This window comes from Streptomyces sp. MZ04, from assembly GCF_004684775.1.
In the GTDB taxonomy this organism is placed as follows: domain Bacteria; phylum Actinomycetota; class Actinomycetes; order Streptomycetales; family Streptomycetaceae; genus Streptomyces.
In genome coordinates this window covers 1-19848 of the sequence record NZ_SRIC01000149.1, presented here as the reverse complement: position 1 = coordinate 19848, position 19848 = coordinate 1, and the positions used below count along the sequence as shown (strand labels likewise).

19 protein-coding genes and 1 pseudogene are annotated in these 19848 nt (G+C 69.0%); 6 read left to right on the top strand and 14 right to left on the bottom strand.

Annotation, left to right across the window (positions count from 1 at the left end):
- Positions 1-27: 27 nt before the first annotated feature.
- On the top strand, positions 28-840 hold the full coding sequence (locus E2651_RS26660; RefSeq protein ID WP_135333768.1) for a chitosanase: 813 nt from the start codon (positions 28-30) through the stop codon (positions 838-840).
- Between the two features lie 47 nt (positions 841-887).
- The gene (locus tag E2651_RS26655; protein ID WP_135333765.1) at positions 888-4073 is read left to right on the top strand and encodes a BTAD domain-containing putative transcriptional regulator; all 3186 of its coding nucleotides are present in this window, start codon (positions 888-890) and stop codon (positions 4071-4073) included.
- Between the two features lie 12 nt (positions 4074-4085).
- Here the strand turns inward: E2651_RS26655 and E2651_RS26650 are convergent, their stop codons facing one another.
- The 3 genes from E2651_RS26650 to E2651_RS26640 all read right to left on the bottom strand — a co-directional run bounded on the left by E2651_RS26650 (position 4086) and on the right by E2651_RS26640 (position 6389).
- Positions 4086-4853 carry an ABC transporter permease gene (locus tag E2651_RS26650; protein ID WP_245239238.1) on the bottom strand — a complete coding sequence of 256 codons (768 nt, stop codon included), beginning with the start codon at positions 4851-4853 and terminating at the stop codon, positions 4086-4088.
- Positions 4850-5842 (bottom strand): ATP-binding cassette domain-containing protein, encoded by a 993-nt coding sequence (locus E2651_RS26645; protein WP_135333764.1) that lies wholly within the window; start codon positions 5840-5842, stop codon positions 4850-4852. Before E2651_RS26645 ends, E2651_RS26650 begins: the two co-directional genes overlap by 4 nt.
- 106 nt (positions 5843-5948) lie before the next feature.
- A complete protein-coding gene (locus E2651_RS26640) occupies positions 5949-6389 on the bottom strand; it encodes an ATP-binding protein (protein WP_135333763.1) in 441 nt (146 codons plus the stop codon).
- Between the two features lie 156 nt (positions 6390-6545).
- On the opposite strand from E2651_RS26640, the gene E2651_RS26635 reads away from it, so the two are divergent.
- Positions 6546-7379, top strand: coding sequence for a helix-turn-helix transcriptional regulator (locus tag E2651_RS26635; protein WP_135333762.1), 834 nt, complete (start codon positions 6546-6548; stop codon positions 7377-7379).
- A complete protein-coding gene (locus E2651_RS26630; protein ID WP_135333761.1) occupies positions 7376-7624 on the top strand; it encodes a DUF397 domain-containing protein in 249 nt (82 codons plus the stop codon). The genes E2651_RS26635 and E2651_RS26630 overlap by 4 nt, the downstream gene beginning before the upstream one ends.
- Before the next feature lie 22 nt (positions 7625-7646).
- Here E2651_RS26630 and E2651_RS26625 read toward each other — a convergent pair whose 3' ends face one another.
- The 3 genes and pseudogenes from E2651_RS26625 to E2651_RS26615 form a co-directional block, all read right to left on the bottom strand.
- Positions 7647-8195 carry a GNAT family N-acetyltransferase gene (locus tag E2651_RS26625; protein WP_167828901.1) on the bottom strand — a complete coding sequence of 183 codons (549 nt, stop codon included), beginning with the start codon at positions 8193-8195 and terminating at the stop codon, positions 7647-7649.
- 48 nt (positions 8196-8243) lie between these two features.
- Positions 8244-8666: pseudogene (locus E2651_RS26620) on the bottom strand (MFS transporter); the annotation flags it as partial.
- 260 nt (positions 8667-8926) lie between these two features.
- Positions 8927-9544: a TetR/AcrR family transcriptional regulator gene (locus tag E2651_RS26615; protein WP_135333758.1), complete on the bottom strand. Its 618-nt coding sequence runs from the start codon at positions 9542-9544 to the stop codon at positions 8927-8929.
- A gap of 99 nt (positions 9545-9643) precedes the next feature.
- On the opposite strand from E2651_RS26615, the gene E2651_RS26610 reads away from it, so the two are divergent.
- Positions 9644-11437, top strand: coding sequence for an amidohydrolase (locus tag E2651_RS26610; RefSeq protein ID WP_135333757.1), 1794 nt, complete (start codon positions 9644-9646; stop codon positions 11435-11437).
- A 124-nt stretch (positions 11438-11561) separates the two neighbouring features.
- Here the strand turns inward: E2651_RS26610 and E2651_RS26605 are convergent, their stop codons facing one another.
- From E2651_RS26605 to E2651_RS26570, 8 genes are all read right to left on the bottom strand, one after another.
- Complete coding sequence (locus E2651_RS26605; RefSeq protein ID WP_135333766.1) at positions 11562-12920, bottom strand: nucleobase:cation symporter-2 family protein; 1359 nt, start codon at positions 12918-12920, stop codon at positions 11562-11564.
- A 373-nt stretch (positions 12921-13293) separates the two neighbouring features.
- Positions 13294-14682: an 8-oxoguanine deaminase gene (locus E2651_RS26600; RefSeq protein WP_135333756.1), complete on the bottom strand. Its 1389-nt coding sequence runs from the start codon at positions 14680-14682 to the stop codon at positions 13294-13296.
- A gap of 48 nt (positions 14683-14730) precedes the next feature.
- Positions 14731-16143: a nucleobase:cation symporter-2 family protein gene (locus E2651_RS26595; RefSeq protein WP_135333755.1), complete on the bottom strand. Its 1413-nt coding sequence runs from the start codon at positions 16141-16143 to the stop codon at positions 14731-14733.
- A gap of 67 nt (positions 16144-16210) precedes the next feature.
- On the bottom strand, positions 16211-17134 hold the full coding sequence (gene pucL, locus E2651_RS26590; RefSeq protein WP_135333754.1) for a factor-independent urate hydroxylase: 924 nt from the start codon (positions 17132-17134) through the stop codon (positions 16211-16213).
- A 5-nt stretch (positions 17135-17139) separates the two neighbouring features.
- Entirely contained in the window at positions 17140-17547 is a 408-nt protein-coding gene (gene uraH / locus E2651_RS26585) for a hydroxyisourate hydrolase (protein WP_135333753.1), read from the bottom strand.
- Entirely contained in the window at positions 17544-18056 is a 513-nt protein-coding gene (gene uraD, locus E2651_RS26580; RefSeq protein WP_135333752.1) for a 2-oxo-4-hydroxy-4-carboxy-5-ureidoimidazoline decarboxylase, read from the bottom strand. The genes uraH and uraD overlap by 4 nt, the downstream gene beginning before the upstream one ends.
- A gap of 192 nt (positions 18057-18248) precedes the next feature.
- A complete protein-coding gene (locus E2651_RS26575; RefSeq protein ID WP_135333751.1) occupies positions 18249-18617 on the bottom strand; it encodes a helix-turn-helix domain-containing protein in 369 nt (122 codons plus the stop codon).
- Positions 18614-18874 carry a hypothetical protein gene (locus tag E2651_RS26570; RefSeq protein ID WP_135333750.1) on the bottom strand — a complete coding sequence of 87 codons (261 nt, stop codon included), beginning with the start codon at positions 18872-18874 and terminating at the stop codon, positions 18614-18616. The genes E2651_RS26575 and E2651_RS26570 overlap by 4 nt, the downstream gene beginning before the upstream one ends.
- Before the next feature lie 125 nt (positions 18875-18999).
- Between E2651_RS26570 and E2651_RS26565 the strand changes: the two genes are divergently transcribed.
- Positions 19000-19827, top strand: coding sequence for a TIM barrel protein (locus tag E2651_RS26565; RefSeq protein WP_135333749.1), 828 nt, complete (start codon positions 19000-19002; stop codon positions 19825-19827).
- Positions 19828-19848 lie beyond the last annotated feature (21 nt).

The following is a 19848-nucleotide window of genomic DNA, read 5'->3' as shown; positions in this document are numbered from 1 at the left end:
ACCCCCCACAGCACTCCCGCGCACCGCATACACACCTCACGCCGCACCCTGCTCGCCTTCATGGGCGCCGCGCTCGTCGCGGGCCCGGTCATCGCCTCGCAGACGGCGGGGGCCGCACCGACCCCCGCGGCGGGCGGCCTCGACGATCCGGCGAAGAAGGAGATCGCCATGAAGATCGTGTGCAGCGCGGAGAACTCCGATCTCAACTGGAAGGACTACTACCGCTACTGCGAGGACATCGGCGACGGGCGCGGCTACACCGCCGGGATCATCGGCTTCTGCTCGGGCACCGGCGACATGCTGGACCTGGTCGAGCTCTACACCGACCGTGAGCCGGACAACATCCTCGCCAAGTACCTCCCCGCTCTGCGCGAGGTCGACGGCACCGATTCCCACGAGGGCCTGGATCCCACGTTCAAGCCCGACTGGGAGAAGGCGGCGGAGGACCCCGAGTTCCAGAAGGCGCAGAACGACGAGCGGGACCGCGTCTACTTCAACCCGGCGGTCGAGCAGGGCAAGGCGGACGGCCTGGGCGTGCTGGGCCAGTTCGCGTACTACGACGCGATCGTCATGCACGGCAACGGCGGCGACAGCACCAGCTTCGGCAACATCCGCAAGCGCGCCCTGAACGAGGCGCAGCCGCCTTCGGAGGGCGGCGACGAGACGGACTACTTGAACGCGTTCCTGGATGCGCGGGTCTGGGCGATGAAGCAGGAGGAGGCGCACGAGGACACGAGCCGTGTGGATACGGCTCAGCGGGTGTTCCTCCAGAAGGGCAACGTGAATCTGGACCCGCCGCTGGAGTGGAAGGTGTACGGGGATCCGTACCGGATCGACTGAGGGGTTCTGGGGCTGCCGGGGGTTTGCGGACATGGCAAACTCACCGGATGCAGATCAGGATGCTCGGTCCATTCGAAGTGCGCGCGGACGACGGCAGCTTGGTCGACGTGCCGGGCGCGCGGCTGCGCGGGCTGCTCATCGCCCTCGCGCTCCGCCCGGGGCACCCGGTGCCGAAGGCGGCGCTCGTCGACTGGATCTGGGGGGAGCATCCGCCCGCCGATGCGACCAACGCCCTGCAGCGTCTCGTCTCCCGGCTGCGGAAGGTACTGCCGGCCGGGGTGATCGAGGGGCGGACTGATGGCTACCGGTTGATGGTTGAGGCCGATGATGTCGACTCCGTGCGGTTCGAGCGGCTGCTCGGGGCCGGTCAGGCCCGTACCGAAGACGGTTCTCGGCGGGCGCGGCTGTTGCGCGAGGCCCTCGAGTTGTGGCGCGGTGCGGCCATGCAGGACGTCGGTCTGCAGGACAGCGCCGCCTTCGACGCGGCGGTCGACCGGCTCGAAGGGCTGCGCCTGACCGCCGCGGAAGAGCGCGCCGACGCGGAAGTCACCCTTGGGCGCGGTGCTGAGATGGTCAGCGAACTGACCGACCTGGTGGCCGCGCACCCCGTGCGGGAACGGCTCGTCTCCGCTCAGATGCGTGCCCTCGCCGCCGCCGGTCGCGACAGCGAGGCGCTCCTCGTGTATCAGCGTGCGAGGGAGGCCCTGGCCGACGCGCTGGGGGTCGATCCCTCGCCGGAGCTGGCCGCGTTGCATGTCGCGCTGCTGCGGGGTGAGTTGGGGCCGCCCAAGGAGGAGATCCGTAAGACCAATCTGCGGGCCGAGTTGACCAGCTTCGTCGGCGAGGGCGCCGCGGTCGGCGCCGTCCGTGAGCTCGTCGCCGAGCATCGGCTCACCACCGTGATCGGGCCCGGCGGCGCGGGCAAGACCAGGCTCGCCACGGAGACCGCGCGCATGCTGCTCGACGAACTGCCGGACGGCGCCTGGGTGGTGGAGCTCGCCGCCGTCGGCGCGGGCGGCGACGTGGGCGATGTGGCGCAGGCGACGCTCGCCGGGCTCGGGCTGCGGGACGCGCTGCTGGGCGGGTCGCCGAACGCGGAGCTGACGGACCGGCTCATCACCGCGATCCGGGAGCGGGAGGCGCTGCTGATCCTGGACAACTGCGAGCACGTGATCGAGTCCGCGGCGATGTTCGCGCACCGGCTGCTCGGGGAGTGCCGGCGGCTGCGCATCCTGGCGACGAGCCGGGAGCCGCTCGGCATCACCGGCGAGGCGCTCTGGCAGGTCGAGCCGCTCGCCCTGCCGAAGGGGAATGCCGGCCCCGGTGAGATCGAGTCCTCGCCCGCCGTCCAGTTGCTGCGGGACCGGGCCGGGGCCGTACGCCGGGACCTGGACGTGGACGAGCGCACCCTGGCGACCATGGTGCGTATCTGCCGGGCCCTCGACGGAATGCCGCTGGCCATCGAACTGGCCGCCGCCCGCTTGCGCACCATGTCCGTCGAGCAGCTCGCCGACCGGCTCGACGACCGGTTCCGCCTGCTGACCGGCGGCAGCCGGACCGCGCTGCCGCGCCACCAGACACTGCGCGCGGCGGTCGACTGGAGCTGGGAGCTGCTCACCGACGCCGAGCGGACCGTTCTGCGCAGGCTCTCGGTGTTCTCGGGCGGGGCGAGCCTGGAGGCGGCCGAGCGGGTCTGCGCACATGACCCCGGGGCGAGCGGTGACGGCGTCGAGCCGTGGCACGTGCTCGAGCTGCTCACCGCGCTCACCGAGAAGTCGCTGCTTCGCGCCGAGGGCGACCGCGCCCCGCGCTACCGCATGCTCGGCACGATCAAGGAGTACGCCGGGCAGCGGCTCGCGGAGGCGGGGGAATCGGAGTCGGCCCGCCAGGCGCACCTGGCCTGCTTCACCGAGCTCGCCGAGACCGCCGAGCCGCACCTGCGCCGCGCCGAGCAGCTGGACTGGCTGGCCAGGCTGGAGGCCGAGCACGACAACATCGCCGCGGCGATGCGCGGTGCGCTCGCGGCGGGCGAGGCGCAGGCGGCGATGGAGCTCGCGGCGGGCGCGGGCTGGTACTGGTGGCTCGGCGGGCACAGGGGCGAGGGCGTCGAGCTGCTCACCGCGGCCACCAGGGTGCCCGGTGAGGTGGCCGACGACCTCCGGGCCACGGTGTACGCGGTCGTCTCGATGTTCGTGAGCGCCGGGCGGGGAGACCAGCACCAGGCGGAGGAATGGATCCGCGATGCGCAACGGTTCAGCGAGCGCGCCGGGGGCGGCCGGCGCCGCCACCCGGCGCTGGGGTTCATCGCCCCGCTGATACGCATGCTGGAGGTGGAGCCCGACGAGTTCCTGCCCGCCTGGGAAATGGTGCTCGACGACGAGGACCCCTGGGTGCGGGCGCTCGCCCGGCTGCACCTGGGCAAGATGCGGATCATGCTCGGCCACGCGGGGCAGGAGGCGGACGCGTACTTGGAGAGGGCGCTCGTCGAGTTCCGGGGGCTCGGCGAGCGGTTCGGGATCTCGTTCGCCCTGACCGAGCTGGCCGACCGGATGGCATCGCGCGGCGAGTTCGCCGGTGCGTGCGAGTACTACGAAGAGGCGATCGCGGTCGTCACCGAGGTCGGTGCCACCGAGGACATCATCCGGATGCGGTCGCTGCAGGCACGGCTGTACTGGTTCCTCGGCGACGAGGACGCCTGCGCGGCCGCCATCGCCGAGGCGCAGCGGTTCGCCGAGCGGGTCGCCTGGCCCGACGCGCTGGCCGAACTGGCCCTCGCGAGGGCGGACATCGCCCGGTGGGGCGGTGACGCCGAGGCGGCGCGTGGGCAACTCGACGTCGCGACGGCCCTGTTGGGCGAGGTGGCGGAGAACGCGTACATGCGGGCGATGACGCACGACCTGCTCGGCTACCTCACCGACGACCTCGGTCAGGCCCGCGCGCACCGCGCGGCAGCCTGCGAGGCGGCGGCCGAGGCGGGAATCTCGCCGCTGACCGCCGGGGTGCTGGTCGGCGTCGCGGACCTGGCACTGCGCCAGGGCGAGTACGAGCAGGCAGCGCGGCTGCTCGCGGCGAGCGCGGGCGTGCGCGGGGTGCGGGACAGCTCCCACCCGGACGTGGCCCGGATCGAGCGGGCAGCACAGAGCCACCTCGGCGAAGCGAAGTTCGCCGAGGTGGCTCTGGAGGGGACGCGGACCGACTGGTCCCGGCTGGTCGAGGTCACGCTCGCTTCTTGAACGTGCCCGAGGTCACGCTCGCTTCTTGAACGTGGCGACCGCCCACACGTACCCGAGGAGGGCGATCCCGAGGCACCAGGCGACGGCCGCGATGGCGTCGCCGCCCGACGGGTCGCCCGCGAGCAGCCCGCGCAGCGTCTCGATGATCGGGGTGAAGGGCTGGTACTCCACGAACTGCCGTACGCCGGTCCCCATCGTGTCGGCGGGCACGAACGCGCTGCTCAGGAACGGCAGCATGACCAGCGGCACGGTGGCCATGCCCGCCGACTCCACGGTCTTCGCGGAGAGCCCCATGGCGACGGTCAGCCAGCTGGCCGCGAAGCCGAACAGGACGACGACACCGATCACGCCGAGCCAGTCGAGCGCGCTCGCGGCCGGGTCGAACCCCATCAGGAAGGCCACCCCGACGATGGCGGCGCAGGCCACCAGGGCGCGCAGGGTGGTGATGATGACGTGGCCGCTCAGCATGGCGCCGCGGGATACGTCCATGACCTTGAGGCGGTTGATGACGCCCTTGGTCATGTCGGAGTTCACCTCCGTCGCGGTGGCGCCGAGGCCGTAGCCGACGGCCATCACGAGCAGACCTGGCGTCACGTAGTCGATGTAGACCTCACCGACGTCGAACCCGCCGCCGAGCACCTTGACGAACATGAGCATGAGGACGATCGGGAACAGGACCGCGTTGAACATCGTGGTCGGGTTCCGCAGGGTGTGCTTCACGTTGCGGCGCAGCATGATCGCCGAGTCGGTCAGCGCCGTAGACATCGATGCGGTACTCACTTCGCGATCGCCTCCGTGTTGATGCCGTTGGTGTGGTCCGTGCCGTTGGTGTGGTCCGTGTCGTTCGTGTCGTTCGTGTGCTCGGTCAGGGCGAGGAAGACGTCGTCGAGGTCCGGTGTGTGCATGGTCAGTTCGTCGGCCTCGATGCCGGCGGCGTCCAGCCAGTCGAGGATGGAGCGCAGCTCGCGCTGGGTGCCGTCGCTGGGGATCTGCAACGACAGCGTCTCGTCGTCCGTGGTGACCTCGCGCAGCGCGACGGCGGCGGACCGGTACGCGACCGGGTCGGAGAACCGCAGCCGCACATGACCGCCGGGAATGAGCCGCTTCAGCTCCTCGGCGCTCCCCTCGGCGGCGATCTTCCCGTCGTTCAACACCGCGATGCGGTCGGCGAGTTCGTCGGCCTCGTCGAGGTACTGGGTGGTGAGGAAGATGGTGGTGCCCTCGACCACCAGCTCGCGGACGATCTCCCACATCGTGCGCCTGCTGCGCGGGTCGAGGCCCGTCGTCGGCTCGTCGAGGAAGATGATCTGCGGGCTGCCGACCAGCGTCATCGCCAGGTCCAGCTTGCGGCGCATACCGCCTGAGTACGTCGCCGCCATCTTGTCCGCGGACTCCACCAGGTCGAACCGCTCGAGGAGCCCCGTGACCAGCTTGCCGCCGGAGCGTACGCGCTTCAGATCCGCCATCAGCTGGAGGTTCTCCCGGCCCGAGAGCAGCTCGTCCACCGCGGCGAACTGACCGGTCACGCCGATCGCCGAGCGCACGTCCTTGGTGCCGGTGGCCACGTCGTGCCCGGCGATCCGCACCGTCCCGGCGTCGGCCTTCATCAGGGTCGTCAGGATGTTCACCGTCGTCGTCTTGCCCGCCCCGTTCGGGCCGAGCATGGAGAAGACCGATCCGGCGGGAACATCGAAGTCGATGCCGTCGAGGACGGCTTTGTCGCCGTATGCCTTGTGCAGTCCTGCGACTGCGATCGCTGAAGTTTTCATGGGTCCACCATCAGCGCCGGGCCTGACAGCTACCTGTCACGCGCCTGTCACGGCCGCTGACGCGGCGTTCCAGCACATCTCCCCAGGTCAGAATGGTGCACAGTCCTCACTCGGACAGCGCGAGCCTCGCCCACACCGTCTTGCCGACCTCCCGCTCCGCCACGCCCCACTCGCTCGCCAGCGCCGCCACCAGGAGCAGACCCCGACCCGACTCCTCGTCAGGGGCAGGCAGTTGGGGATTCAGCGGCGGCCGACTCTCAGTACGGCAATCGCTCACCTCGACGCGTACGACGCCACCCTCGCGCGGCTCGCACGTCAGCCGCAGCTCGAAGTCACGCCCCGCGACCCGGCCGTGCGTCACCGCGTTCGCCGCCAGCTCGGCGACGATCTGCGCCGCCGCCTCGGAGAGTTCGCTGCCGTAGGGCACGCCCCACTCGTCGAGGTGGTACCTCGCCAGACGTCTGGCGAGGCGAGCGCCTCGGGGCGTCGCACTGAAACGCTGCGTGAACACACTTACGGGGGTGGCGGTTTGCGCTCGCTGTGGCATGGCGCCCACCGTGGCCTCGCGGCACGTCCCTCACCAGGAGCCCAACTCGTACGCTCCGTATTTGTACGAGTACGAAGTGTGGACAGTACGCGTAACCGACCGTGACCATGGGCGAGTTGGCGGGGACCGGTAAGCGAGCGTCAGGGGATACCCGTGATGTCGTCAAGTACGCAGGGCAGCAATGAGCCCGAACCGACAGATGGGCTCAAGGCCTTCGGGGCGGCACTGAAGAGCTTTCGCAAGCGGGCGGGCTATACGCAGGAGGCGTTGGCCCCAGAGATCGGGTACTCCACGCACTTCCTCGCCTCCGTCGAGCAGGGGCGGCGGTTTCCTCCGCCTCGGTTCATCGACCAGTGCGAGGCCGCGCTGGACGCGTTTGGCACGTTGCGGCTTATGGCCAATCAGCTTTCGCGGCAGCGGGGGCTTGCGTCGTGGTTCCGCCGCTGGGCCCAGCTTGAGCAAGAGGCGCTGAACCTCTACACGTACGAATGCCGGTTGATCCCGGGGTTGTTGCAGACGGAGGCGTATGCGCGAACGCTGTTCACCAACCAGCTCCCGCCGCTCGGCGACGAGCAGATCGAGGCTCAGCTCGCGGCGAGGCAGGAGCGGCAGAGACTCCTGACGGAGCGGCCCAACACGGCGTACAGCTTCATCCTCGAAGAGCATCTGCTGCTGCGGCGGATGGGTGGGGAGGAGGTGACGCGCGGGCTCGTCGAGCATCTGCTGGGGCTGGCTGCTCTCAGGAACATCGAGCTACAGATCGTGCCCTTGGTGCGGGAGACGCATGCGGGGCTTGACGGTCCGATGCAGCTATCGGAATCCCCGGACAACAAGTGGTTCGCCTACTGCGAGGGGCAGCGCGGCGGTCAGTTCATCTCTGACCCGAGAGAGATCAGCGTGCTCCAGACGCGGTATGCCAGGATGCGCTCACAGGCTCTCACCCTCGAAGACTCGGTGAGCCTGCTGCAGCGGATGCGAGGAGCGGTATGAGCACCCCCGAACTGGCCTGGTTCAAGAGCAGCTACAGCGGCGGTGACGGCGACGACTGCGTAGAAGTCGCCCTCGCCTGGCGCAAGTCCACGTACAGCAGCGGTGGCGACGGCGACTGCGTAGAAATCGCCACCTGCCCCACCACCATCCACGTACGCGACTCCAAGAGCCCCCAGGGCCCCCAACTCGCTCTCTCCCCCACCACCTGGCAGGCCTTCGTCGGCCTCGCCCGTACACACCAGTAGAAGGCGCGGGCCGTACGCCGCCTCAGGACTCGCGGGGCCTGACGGGCTCGGCCCGCTCCGGGTCGGCCGTGAAGCGGGCGTAGTGCACGAGGACCGGACGCAGCCCCCGGCGCTCGTAGAGGCGCTGGGCACCGGAGTTGGCGGCCAGCGTCCCTACGAGCAAGTCGCCGACGCCGAGCCCGTCCAGCTCGGCGTCCACGCGGTCCAGCAGCAGGGTGCCGATGCCGTTGCCGCGCTCGGCCGGGGCGACCGACAGCGTCTGGAGCTCGGCGATGCGGCTGCCGGTCACCCAGGTGTCGTCGGGCCCCGGCTGGATCTCCACGAGGGCGTAGCCGACCGCCCGGCCGTTCAGCTCGGCCAGGAGAACGAAGGAGTCCTCCGCCGCGGTCCAGCGCTCGTAGCAGGAGCGGCGCAGCTCCCAGGACGTCTTGTCGGCGAAGTAGGCGAAGCCGGGCTGCACGGACTGGTGATGGGTGTGCAGCGCCAACCACAGTGGCTGGAGCTGATCGATGAGTTCGGCCCTCCCCTTGCGGATGGTGACGCCATCGCTGATGCGCTCGGCCTGGCTCATCCCGGCTTCCCTTCTCATCTCTTCTCGACGCATGTGCAAGATCCATCCTTACCGCACCGACCGGACAACCGTCACCGCCGCGAGGACAGCGGTGATCCCCCCGAAGACCATCACCACGGTGGTCGACGCCGTGTCCACCACCGCCCCGCCCGCCAGCGCGCCGAACGCGAAGGTCGCCTGGAACGACGACGTGAAGACGACGGACGCCGCTTCGGGCGCACGCGGTGCCGCCGTCACGAACCATGTCTGGGAGCAGACCGGCACCGCGCCGTACGCGGCGCCCCAGACCAGGAGCAGTACGAACGCACCCACCTTCCCCGTGCCGATTAGGGGCAACAGCAGCGTCGCGGCGGCGAGAAGCGACGCGGCCGCCGTGAACGTGGCGCGCAGGTCACGCCTCACCCACGCTCCCGCGAGGAAGTTGCCGAGGATGCCCGCGGCTCCGTACGCCAGTAGGAAGGCGGTGATGAGCCGAGGGCCCGCGGGCGACCGCGCCGTCGAGTGCGGGCGGGGACGCGGCCGAAGAGGCAGGAACAGGCATGACGCCGAGTTCACCAGCGCCGACCGCCCCCGGTCTGGCATGAATTCGACGTCAATGCCCCAGGCACCCGCCCCGCTCACCGGAAGCCCACCGCGCTCGGCCCCAACTGCCCACTCTTCGGTCGCAGTTGGGTGGTTGACGCCACAACCGCTGGGCCGCCATACTCGCCAAACTTAAATCACATTCAGATTCAGGTTCCAGGAGGTAGCAACTCCCGGGTGGCGTGCTCCAGCGCGGTTCGTACCGCAGCTTTCCGGTCCACCCGACCAATGAGCACGTGCACCGCAAGTCCGTCCAACAGAGCGTTGAACGAGGACAGGAACGCCCCGGCGTCCAGCGGGCGGAACACCCCGTCCGCCACACCGTCCCGGACGATCTCGGCCAGGTCCTGCATCCAGGCGCTGTCGATCGCGTCCGCCGTGCGGCTCATGTCGTCGTTCGACACCGCACGCAGCCAGGCTTCGAGCCAGAGCTTCCAGGAGACGTCGTGTCGGTCCGTGGGCAGGTACAACCAGACGAAACGCTCCAGCCGTCCTTCCGGGTCGGCGACCTTCGCGAACTCCTGCGCCCGACGCTCCGCCAGCTGCCGCTCGCTCCAGCGAAACGTCTCGGCCAGGATCTGGTCCTTTGAGGAGAAGTAGTAGAGCACCCGCGCCGGGCTCATCCCCGCCCGCTCCGCGATCTGCTGCACCTGGATCTCGGCCACTGGCCGCTCCGCGATCACCGACAGCGCCGCCTCCACCACTTTGCGCCGCGCCTGCCGCCCGCGCTCCTGTGTCCGGTTGCCCCTGCCGCCCTGCTCAGCCATCCACCACACCGTTCGCCCTGATACGCCCCACGCGCCCCGTGTTCCGTGTTCCGTGTTCCGTGTTCCGTGTTCCGTGTTCCGTGTTCCGAGGAGATTCCCATGGAGAGTAGCCCCCGTCGCCGGACCGTCCTGGCCGCCGCCGGTGCCACCGCAGTTGCGGTGACCGTCACCGAGGGGTGCAGCCCGTCCGGTGAGGAAGACGACCGGCCCGCCGACCTGGTGCTGAAGAACGGCTACGTCTACACCGTCGACGACCAGGACAGCGTGCACCAGGCCCTGGCCGTCACCGGCGGCCGGATCGCCTACGTCGGCAACACCAAGGGCGTCGCCCCGCACATCGGGAAGGACACCAAGGTCGTGGACCTGAAGGGCCGGATGGTGATGCCGGGCCTGCACGACGGACACCTGCACCCGATGGAGGGCGGCCAGGGGCTGCTCGGCTGCGACCTGAACTACGAGCCACTGACGGTGAAGCAGTTCCAGGACAGGGTCCAGGCGTACATCGACAAGACCAAGGACGCCGAGCCCGACGCCTGGGTCCAGGTCAACCACTGGTACGCCCAGGCCATGCGCCCCGCCGGCACCAAGCTGACCAAGGCCGACCTCGACAAGCTGGACACCGAGCGCCCCGTCATGGTGCAGTCCACCGACGGACACACGCTGCTGCTCAACAGCCGTGCCCTGGAGATCGCCGGGATCACCGCCAAGACCGAGGACCCGTCCGGCGGCAGGATCGGCCGGGACGAGGACGGCGAACCGAACGGCCTCCTGGAGGACGGCGCCGACAAACTGGTCAAGTCCAAGCTCCCCGAGCCGACAGCCAAGGACCATGTCAGGGTCGCCCGTAGAGCCCTGACCGCCCTGGCCGAACAGGGCGTGACCACCTTCATGGACGCCCTCGCCGACGAGAACGCCCTCCGCGCCTTCACCACCCTCGCCGAGCAGGGCGAACTCACCGCCCGCCCCCACTTCGCCCCGGTGGTCGAGGTCTCCGCGGCGGACCCGGTCAAGGAACTGCGCCGACTGCGCCGCCGCTACCACGCCGGCCGTACCAAAACCCGCCCCACCGTCGCCGTACACAACGCCAAGCTGTTCCTGGACGGGGTGCTCCAATACCCGGCCCAGACCGCGGCGTTGCTGGAGCCGTACCTGGTGCACAAGCACAACGACTGGGTGCATGGGAACAAGAAGGGCGAGCACTACTGGGAGCCGGAGAAGCTCAACAACACCGTCCACAAGCTGGCCAAGGCCGGCTTCGACCCGCACATCCACGCCATCGGCGACCGGGCGGTACGTACCGCCCTGGACGCCTTCGCCCACCTCCGCGAACAGGGCGACCGGGACACCCGCCCCACGGTGGCGCACGCGGAACTGGTCAACCCCAAGGACGTCCCCCGGTTCGGCCGGCTCAACGTGTGTGCGGCCATGGGCTTCCACTGGCCAAAGCCGGCCCCGGACTCAGTGGACTCGGTCAAGCCGTACCTGGGATCCAAGCGCTGGTCGCACTACGAGCCTGAGGGCGACATCAACCACCACCACGGCCGGATCACTCTCGGCAGCGACTGGCCGGTGGACCCGCTCGACGAGTGGACCGCCATCAAGACCGTGATCACCCGCACCGCCACCCCCGGCAGCCCCTACGCCAAGCAGGGCCCGATGACCCCGCACCAGCGGCTGCCCCGGGCCGCCGCCCTGCGCGCCGCCACCCTCAACGGCGCCTACCAGCTACGCCAGGAGAAGACGACCGGCTCCCTGGAGAAGGGCAAGCTCGCCGACCTGATCGTGCTGGACCGGAACGTGCTGAAGGTGCCCGACGAGGAGATAGCCCGGACCAAGGTGCTGTTGACCGTGGTCGGCGGCAAGGTCGTGCACGGCAGCACCACACTCGACTGAGGCTCGACCGGACTCACGAACAGAGCCACACTGATCTGCCACCTGGGCGCAAGACCTCCTGGAGCGCTGCTCCAGGAGGTCTTGCGCCAGGAATCCTCTCCCCCTGGGGAGGGGAGCATTCAAGTCAGTGGGCCCCCGCTGCGGAAGACCCTTCGTGCACCCTCTGTTCCGCTATTTCTCCCCCGGCCTCCATCGGAGCCGTCACATCGTCGTCGTCCTTGCGGCCGCCGATGTGGTTGAAGACCAGGTTCAGGAGCACCGCGGCGACACAGCCCGTGGAGATGCCCGAATCGAGGATGATCTTCGCGGTCTCCGGGAACGCGTGGTAGAACTCCGGCGCCGCGATCGGGATCAGGCCGACGGCCAGCGAGACGGCGACGATCAGGACGTTGTTGTCCTTCTCCAGGTTCGCCTTGACCAGCGTCTGGATGCCGCTCGCCGCGACCGAGCCGAACAGGACGACGCCCGCGCCGCCGAGTACCGGGCGCGGCACGACCGCGATCAGCGACGCCGCCATCGGGCACAGGCCCATCAGGACCAGGAAGCCGCCGCCCGCGGCGACGACGTACCGGCTGCGGATCTTGGTCATCGCGACCAGGCCGATGTTCTGCGCGAAGGCGCTGCACATGAAGCCGTTGAAGAGCGGGCTGATCGCCGAGCCGAGGGTGTCGGCGCGCAGACCGGCCGCGATGGTCTTCTCGTCGGCGGGGCGGTCCACGATCTCACCGAGGGCGAGCATGTCGGCGGTGGATTCGGTCATGGAAACCACCATGACCACGCACAGCGAGACGATCGCCGCCGCCGCGAACTGCGGGGCGCCGAAGTGGAACGGCGTCGGGAAGCCGACGATGTCCGCGTCGCCGACCGGGCTGAAGTCCGTGACGCCGAAGGGGATCGCGACGAGCGTGCCGAGGATCAGGCCGAGGAGGACCGCGATCTGCTTGACGAAGCCGGTCGTGAAGCGGCGCAGGAGCAGGACGATCACCAGGGTGATGCCCGCGAGGCCGAGGTTCTTCATCGAGCCGTAGTCGTCGGCGCCCGGCACCGGGCCCTGGGCCCAGCCGAAGGCCACCGGCATGAGTGAGATGCCGATGAGGGTGATGACCGTACCCGTCACCACCGGCGGGAAGAAGCGGACCATCTTCGAGAAGAACGGGGCCGCTATGAAGCCGAGGACGCCCGCGACGATCACGGCGCCGAAGATGATCGGCAGCGCGTCGTCCTTGTCCTTGGTCGAGTCGACGACCGCGAGCATGGGCGCGACCCCGGCGAAGGTGACGCCGTTGACGAAGGGGAGCCGGGCGCCGATCTTCCAGATGCCGAGCGTCTGGAGGAAGGTCGCGAGGCCCGCCGTGAAGAGACAGGCGCCGGTGAGGAACGTGAGCTCCGTGGCGGAGAGGCCGATCGCCGCGCCGACGATCAGCGGCGGGGCGACGACACCCGCGTACATGGCGGCCACGTGCTGCAGACCGGTGGTCGCCATCTTCAGGGGTGGGAGCTTCTCGTCCACGGGATGTACGGGTGGTATGGACCCCTCGTCGGAGTCCGGGTCGGGGGTGTTGCCTTGCTTGGTGAACCTGGGCTGAGTGGCCACTGTGGCTCCTCCGGTTGTTTTCCAGTGCGTACGGGCTGTGCCGGCACTTCGCTTCTGGGAGGTGGTGCGTGGTGCAAGGACTTGCTCGGTATGAAGTTGTGGGTGGTGGTACCGGCGGGGCCGGTGGGGTACTGCGCCCAGGTAGTACTGACCGCCCCGGGAACGTGAAGCTTTGGGCCACGTTCCGGGGCGGCACTTGAGCAGCCCGCTCGGCCGCTCAAGTCCGGTCAAGGGCCGTCCCCCCTGACCGGAGTTCCAGGTGTCAGCTCTCGGCGGAGATCCGCGCGAGGCGCTGCGCCTCCTCCCGCGTGGAGCGGGCGATGGCGTCCTCGTCGACGTGCAGCAGGCGGCCGTTCTCGACGACCGGCTTGCCGTTGACGAGGGAGAGTGTGACCGGGGCCGCCGCGCCGAAGACGATGGCGGTCACCGGGTCGGCGATCGAGGAGTGCCCGATGCCGTCGATCTTCCAGAGGACCAAGTCGGCGAGCTTGCCCGCCTCCAGGGAGCCGATCTGCGTTGCGCGGCCCAGGACTTGGGCGCCGCCGTACGTGCCCAGGCGCAGTGCCTGGCGCGCGTTCAGGGCGGCTTCGCGGTGCGCGCCGAGGCGGTTGATGAGCAGCGCGTTGCGCAGCTCGGTGTGGAGTTCACCCGACTCGTTGGAGGCGGTGCCGTCGACGCCGAGGCCGACGGGGACGCCCGCCTTCAGCATGTCGGGGACGCGGGCGATGCCTGCCGCGAGGCGGGCGTTGGAGGACGGGCAGTGGGCGACGCCCGTACCGGTGCGGGCGAAGGCCGCGATGTCGGAGTCGTTCATGTGGACGCAGTGCGCCATCCACACGTCCTCACCGAGCCAGCCCGTGGACTCGAAGTAGTCGGTGGGGCCCTTGCCGAAGAGCTCGTGGCAGAACTTCTCCTCCTCGACCGTCTCGCTGCCGTGGGTGTGCAGACGTACACCCAGGCGGCGGGCCAACTCGGCGCCCTGCTTCATGAGTTCGGTGGAGACCGAGAACGGCGAGCAGGGGGCCACGGCCACCTGCGTCATCGCGTCGAAGGACGCGTCGTGGTGCTTCTTGACGGTCTCCTCGGTGGCGGCGAGCGCGCCCTCGAGGGTCTCGACGGCGAAGTCCGGCGGCAGGCCGCCGTCCTTGACGCTGCGGTCCATGGAGCCGCGGGCGAGGGTGAAGCGGACGCCCATCTCGGAGGCGGCACGGATGATCGAGCCCGACAGGTCGCCGGAGCCCTTCGGGAAGACGTAGTGGTGGTCCATGGCGGTGGTGACACCACCGCGGGCCATCATCCCGAGGGAGCCCTGCGCGGCCGCGTACGTCATCTGCTCGTCGATGCGCGCCCACGTCGGGTAGAGCGCCACGAGCCAGTTGAAGAGGTTGTGGTCGGTGGCCAGGCCGCGGGTGATCCACTGGTAGAAGTGGTGGTGCGTGTTGACCAGGCCGGGGGTCACGAGGTGACCGGTGGCGTCGACACGGCGTACGACGTTCGCCAGGCCCTCGGGGGCCTTGCCGGCGCCGATGGACTCGATCTTGTTGCCCGCGACGACGACGTACCCCGATGCGTACTCGGTGTCGTTGGCGTCCACGGTCGCGATCGCACAGTTCTCGATGACGATGCGCTGCGGGTCTGCCGGTGCTGCCATGGTGCGTCTTCCTTCGTTGGTGAGTGGCGATGTGGGCACGGCATGACCCTAGGAAGATTTGAGTGCCGCAGCCGCGTGGCTACGGGTGCCGAGATGGTGAAAGAACAGGTTGAGCAGGACCGCTGTCAGCGCTCCCGCACTGATTCCGGAGCCCAGGACGGTCTGCGCCCAGGCCGGGAATTCGGCGTAGAAGGTGGGCGCGGCGAGCGGGATGATGCCCGCTCCGAGCGCGACGGCCACCAGGATGATGTTGGAGCTGTCGTCGAGGCCCGCCTCGGAGAGCGTGCGGATGCCGCTCACGGCGATGGAGCCGAAGAGGACGATGCCCGCGCCGCCGAGTACCGGCATGGGGACCACGTTGACGACCGCGCCGAGCACCGGGAAGGCGCCGAGCACGATGAGCGCTCCGCCCGCGACGGCGACGACATAGCGGCTGCGTACACGTGTCAGGGAGACGACGCCGACGTTCTGCGCGAAGGCCGAGGTCGGGAAGCCGCCGAAGACGGGACCGAGGAGGGTCGCGATGCCGTCGGTGCGCAGGCCGCGGGTGATGGTCTTCCCGTCGGTCTCGCGGTCGCAGATCTCGCCGAGGGCGAGCATCCCGGCCGCCGACTCGGTCATCAGGACCAGCATCACGATGCAGAGCGAGAGGATCGCGGCGGGCTGGAAGGTGGGGGCGCCCGCGGCGAACGGCGTGGGCAGCGCGGCGAGCGGCGCGGACTGCACGGAGGTGAAGTCGGCCATCCCGAACGGGATCGCGGCCAGCGTGCCGATGAACATGCCCGCGAGCAGGGCGACTTGCTTGAGGAACCCGCGTCCGAAGCGCTGGAAGAGCAGGATCACGACGAGCGTGAAGGCGGCGAGCGCCAGGTACTTCATGTCGCCGAAGGTCGGGTCCGTGTCGTCGCCGCCCTGCGCCCACTTCACGGGCACGGGCATCAGCGTGACGCCGATGAGTGTGATGACGACGCCGGTGACCAGCGGCGGGAAGAAGCGGAGCAGCCTGCCGAAGAAGGGGCCGATCGCGAGGCAGAAGACGCCCGCGACCATCACCGCGCCGTAGATCGCGGGGAGTTGGTCGCCCTTGGCGTTGGTCTCGGCGATGGCGAGGATGGGCGCGATGCCGGCCGACGACGCGGCGTTGACGAAGGGGAGCCGGTTGCCGACGAAGCCCTTGACGCCGAGCGTCTGCAGGATGGTGGCGAGTCCGGCGATCAGCAGGCCTGCCGCGATGAGCCGGGTCTGGGCCACGGTGTCCAGGCCGCAGGCCTGGCCGATGATCAGCGGAGGGGTGACGACGCCCGCGTACATGGCGGCGATGTGCTGGAGCGCGGCGGGGAACAGCCGCGAAGGGTGAAGCTTCTCATCCACCGGGTGACAGTCGGGAGTTGACTCGCCGTCGGCTATGTCCGATGGGGTGGAACACGGGCCTTTCGCGGGCCCCGATGCAGGCTGTGCCATTGCTGCTGTTCCCTCCGGTGTGGCGCGCCCCCGCCCACTGCGGTGCGGCGGGGGCGCGCGTCCCGCGTCAGAGGTTGGTCATGTCGACCGGGATCTTCGGCTGGACGCCGTCCCTGAGAACCGTGGCCTCGATCAGGCCGTAGGGGCGGTCAGCCGCGAAGTAGACCTCGTTGTCGTTCTTCAGCCCGAAGGGCTCGAGGTCCACCAGGAAGTGGTGGTTGTTCGGCAGCGAGAAGCGGATCTCGTCGATCTCGCTCCGGCTGTTGATGACGCGCGAACCCATTTGGTAGAGGGTCTGCTGCAGCGAGAGGGAGTACGTCTCGGCGAAGGCCTGCAGGATGTGCTTCTTGGCCTGCTCGTACGACTTCTCCCAGTTGGGCATCCGGTCCGCGTCGCTGGTCCAGTTGTAACGCCAGGCGGCGGAGACGTCGGTGCACAGGATGCGGTCGTACGCCTCCTTCAGCGTCGTGTACTTGTCCTTGACGTAGCCCCAGAACTCCGAGTTGGTGGAGTTCATGACCGTGAGGTCCTTGAGCCCGGAGATGATCTCCCAGTTCTCACCGTCGAAGGTGATCTGGGAGGTGCGCAGCTCCTGGCCCTTGCGGGCGAAGGAGTGGTTGACCTCGTCCGAGCCGATGAACTTGGAGTTGTTGTCCGAGGTCGCGATGCGCTCCCAGGAGTACTCCTCGATCCGGATCCGAGCGCGGTGGATCGGCTCCTGCGACGTCACGAAGTGACGGGCGAGGTGGATGCCGAACTGCTCGGCGGACTCGATGCCGTGCTCCTTGGCGAACGCGAACACCGTGTTCTTGGTGGTGTCGGTCGGCAGGACGTTGGCGTTGGAGCCCGAGTAGTGCACGTCGTCCATGTCGCCGGAGAGGGCGACCGAGACGTTCAGGTCCTTGATGTGGTGGGTGTCGCCGTCCCGCGTGATCTTGACGACGCGGTTCTCTGCTTTGCCGTACTGGTTCTGGCCGAGAATCGTGGGCATGTCTGCTAGCTCCCTCGGTAAACGGAGTAGCCGAACGGGTTGAGCAGCAGCGGTACGTGATAGTGCTCGCCCGGGCTGACGGCGAATGTGATCGCCACCTCCGGGAAGAACGCACCGCTGTCCCTTACGCGGGGGGCGTCCTGCTGCGCCTCGGCTTGCTTCTTGGAACTGTGGTTGTTTGAAAAGAAGTACTCCTCGACCTCGAAGTCGAGTCGTACGTGGGTGGTGCCTTCCGGCAGGGCCGGGAGGTCCTTGCAGCGCCCGTCCGCGTCGGTCGCGGACCCGCCGAGCGTCACCCACTGCGCTTCGCGGCCGCTGCGGGCCGTGAGCGTGATGGCGACACCCTCTGCGGGGCGTCCGACGCTGGTGTCCAGGATGTGCGTGGACACCGAGGCGGTGGTTTCCGTGCTCATGCGTTCTCTTCCTCCACGATGCGGGTCAGCCGGATTCGGTTGATCTTGCCAAGTTCGGTGCGGACGATGTCGCGCTCCTGCTCGGCGGTGTTGTCGATCCGGGTCTTCACCGCATCGCGCATCTGCTCTCCGGTCGCGCCGGTGGCGCAGATCAGAAAGACATGGCCGAACTTCTCCTGGTAGGCCAGGTTCAGTTCGAGCATTTCGGCCTTGAGCTCTTCGGAGGCCCCCGCCATGCCCCGCTGTTCGCGGGACGAGGTGGGGTCGCCGGGCTTCGGGCGGCCGATCGGCGGGTGCCCCGCCATCGCCTCGGCCAGATTCTTGTCGGTCAGTTCGGCCGTGGCGGCGTCGCTGGCGGCGAAGAGGGCTTCGACGGCGGAGAAGGGGCGCTGGGAGAGCAAGGTGCTTCCCCAGGCCGAAGAGGCACAGACCTCATGGAGGGCGGCGGTTGCGGCGCTCTCCGTCAAGGCGTTGAACCGGGCGAGACCCGGTGTCGTACTCGAAGTCACGGGGAGCCTCCGTGGCCTTGTGCTGGACGGGCTGCGGATAGCTAACGCCAGCTGAAACACCACGTCAACACTTTGTTGAAAACTTCGCGTTACAGAAAACCGCCGTCCGGTATCCGGACGGCGGTCTGCGTAACGGCCTGGGTAGTAGTCCCCATGACGTCGGTGACCTGGGGTTCCTTGAACGGGTGGGGCTCAGGTTGAGCGGTTCAAGTAGTTGTAGACGGTGAAACGGCTGACACCGAGCGCGCCGGCCACCGTTTCCACGCCATGCCGTACGGCGAAGGCGCCACGCGCCTCGAGTATCCGTACGACCTCTTGCTTGGCCTTGCGGTCGAGCTCGGAGAGGGGCACGCCGCGCTTGCGCTCCAGCGCCAGCAGGATGTGGTCCAGGGAGTCCGCGAGCTGCGGAAGGCGTACGGCGACCACGTCCTGCCCCTCCCAGGCGAGCACGACGTCGTCGGTGCCCGCCTGACCGGGCGGCACCATCTCGCCGCCCATGGCGTCCACGAGCGGCTTGACGGCGGCCACGAAGGGGTCGTGGTCGTCTGTGGGTCCGGTCATTCGACGGCCTCCCCCGACTCTCCGAGCACATTCACCTGGAGCGAGACGCGGGTGGCGCCGGCCTCCAGGGCCTTGCGCAGCAGGGCGTCGACTGCCGTCAGGACCTCGTCGGCGCCGCCTTCGGCGGTATTGCCGAACGGGCCGACGTCCACGGCGTCGAGATCGGCCCCCTGGATGACCTCGCGGGCCACCACCGCATGGGGCGGGGCCTCGTCCAGGTCGAACGGTTCGGTCGTGAACTCCACTCGCAATCGCACGGGCCCAACCTACTGCCGTGTTTCCGATTTCCGGGAGGCCCCTCTTGACAAGGGCGGAGCCTCGACGGCAATCTTCCATCAGACAGAAATTAACTTCCGCAATACGGAAGGAGCGCGGAAGCCCCATGGGATACTCCGACCAGCGCTTCAATGTGAACCTGTCGATCCTCTTCACGGAACTCCCGCTCCTGGAGCGCCCCGCGGCCGCCGCCGCGGCGGGCTTCACGGCGGTCGAGCTGTGGTGGCCCTGGGTCGACGCCCCCACCCCCGAGCAGTCCGAGCTCGACGCGCTGCGCGCCGCGATCACGGACGCCGGCGTACAGCTGGTGGGCCTGAACTTCTACGCCGGGCAGCTGCCCGGTCCCGACCGGGGCGCGCTGTCGATCCCCGGCGAGGAGAGCGAGAAGTTCCGCGCGAACCTCGCCGTCGCGGCGGACTTCGCCGAGTCCCTCGGCTGCAAGGCGCTCAACGCGCTGTACGGCAACCGGGTGGAGGGCGTGGACCCCGCAGTCCAGGACGAACTCGCCCTGGAGAACCTGGCGTTGGCGGCACGGGAGGCCGACCGGGTCGGTGCGATCCTCTTGATCGAGGCGCTCAACAAGCCCGAGTCGCCGCTCTGCCCGATCGTCAGCGCGCCGGCGGCTGTCGCCGTGGTGGACCAGGTGAACGCCCTTACCGGTCTTGGTAACGCCAAGTTCCTCATGGACCTTTACCACCTGTCCATGAATGGCGAGGACCTGCCTGCCGTCATCGAGCAGTACGTGGCCCAGACCGGGCACGTGCAGATCGCGGACAACCCTGGCCGTGGGGCCCCGGGGACGGGGTCGCTGCCGCTTGAGGAGCTGCTGGATCAGCTCCGTAAGGCCGGATACGAGGGGTATGTCGGGCTGGAGTACAAGGCCGGCGACCGTCCCAGCGCCGAGGCCTTCGGCTGGCTGCCCGCTGCGGGCTAGGCCGCCGCTTCGGGGCGGATC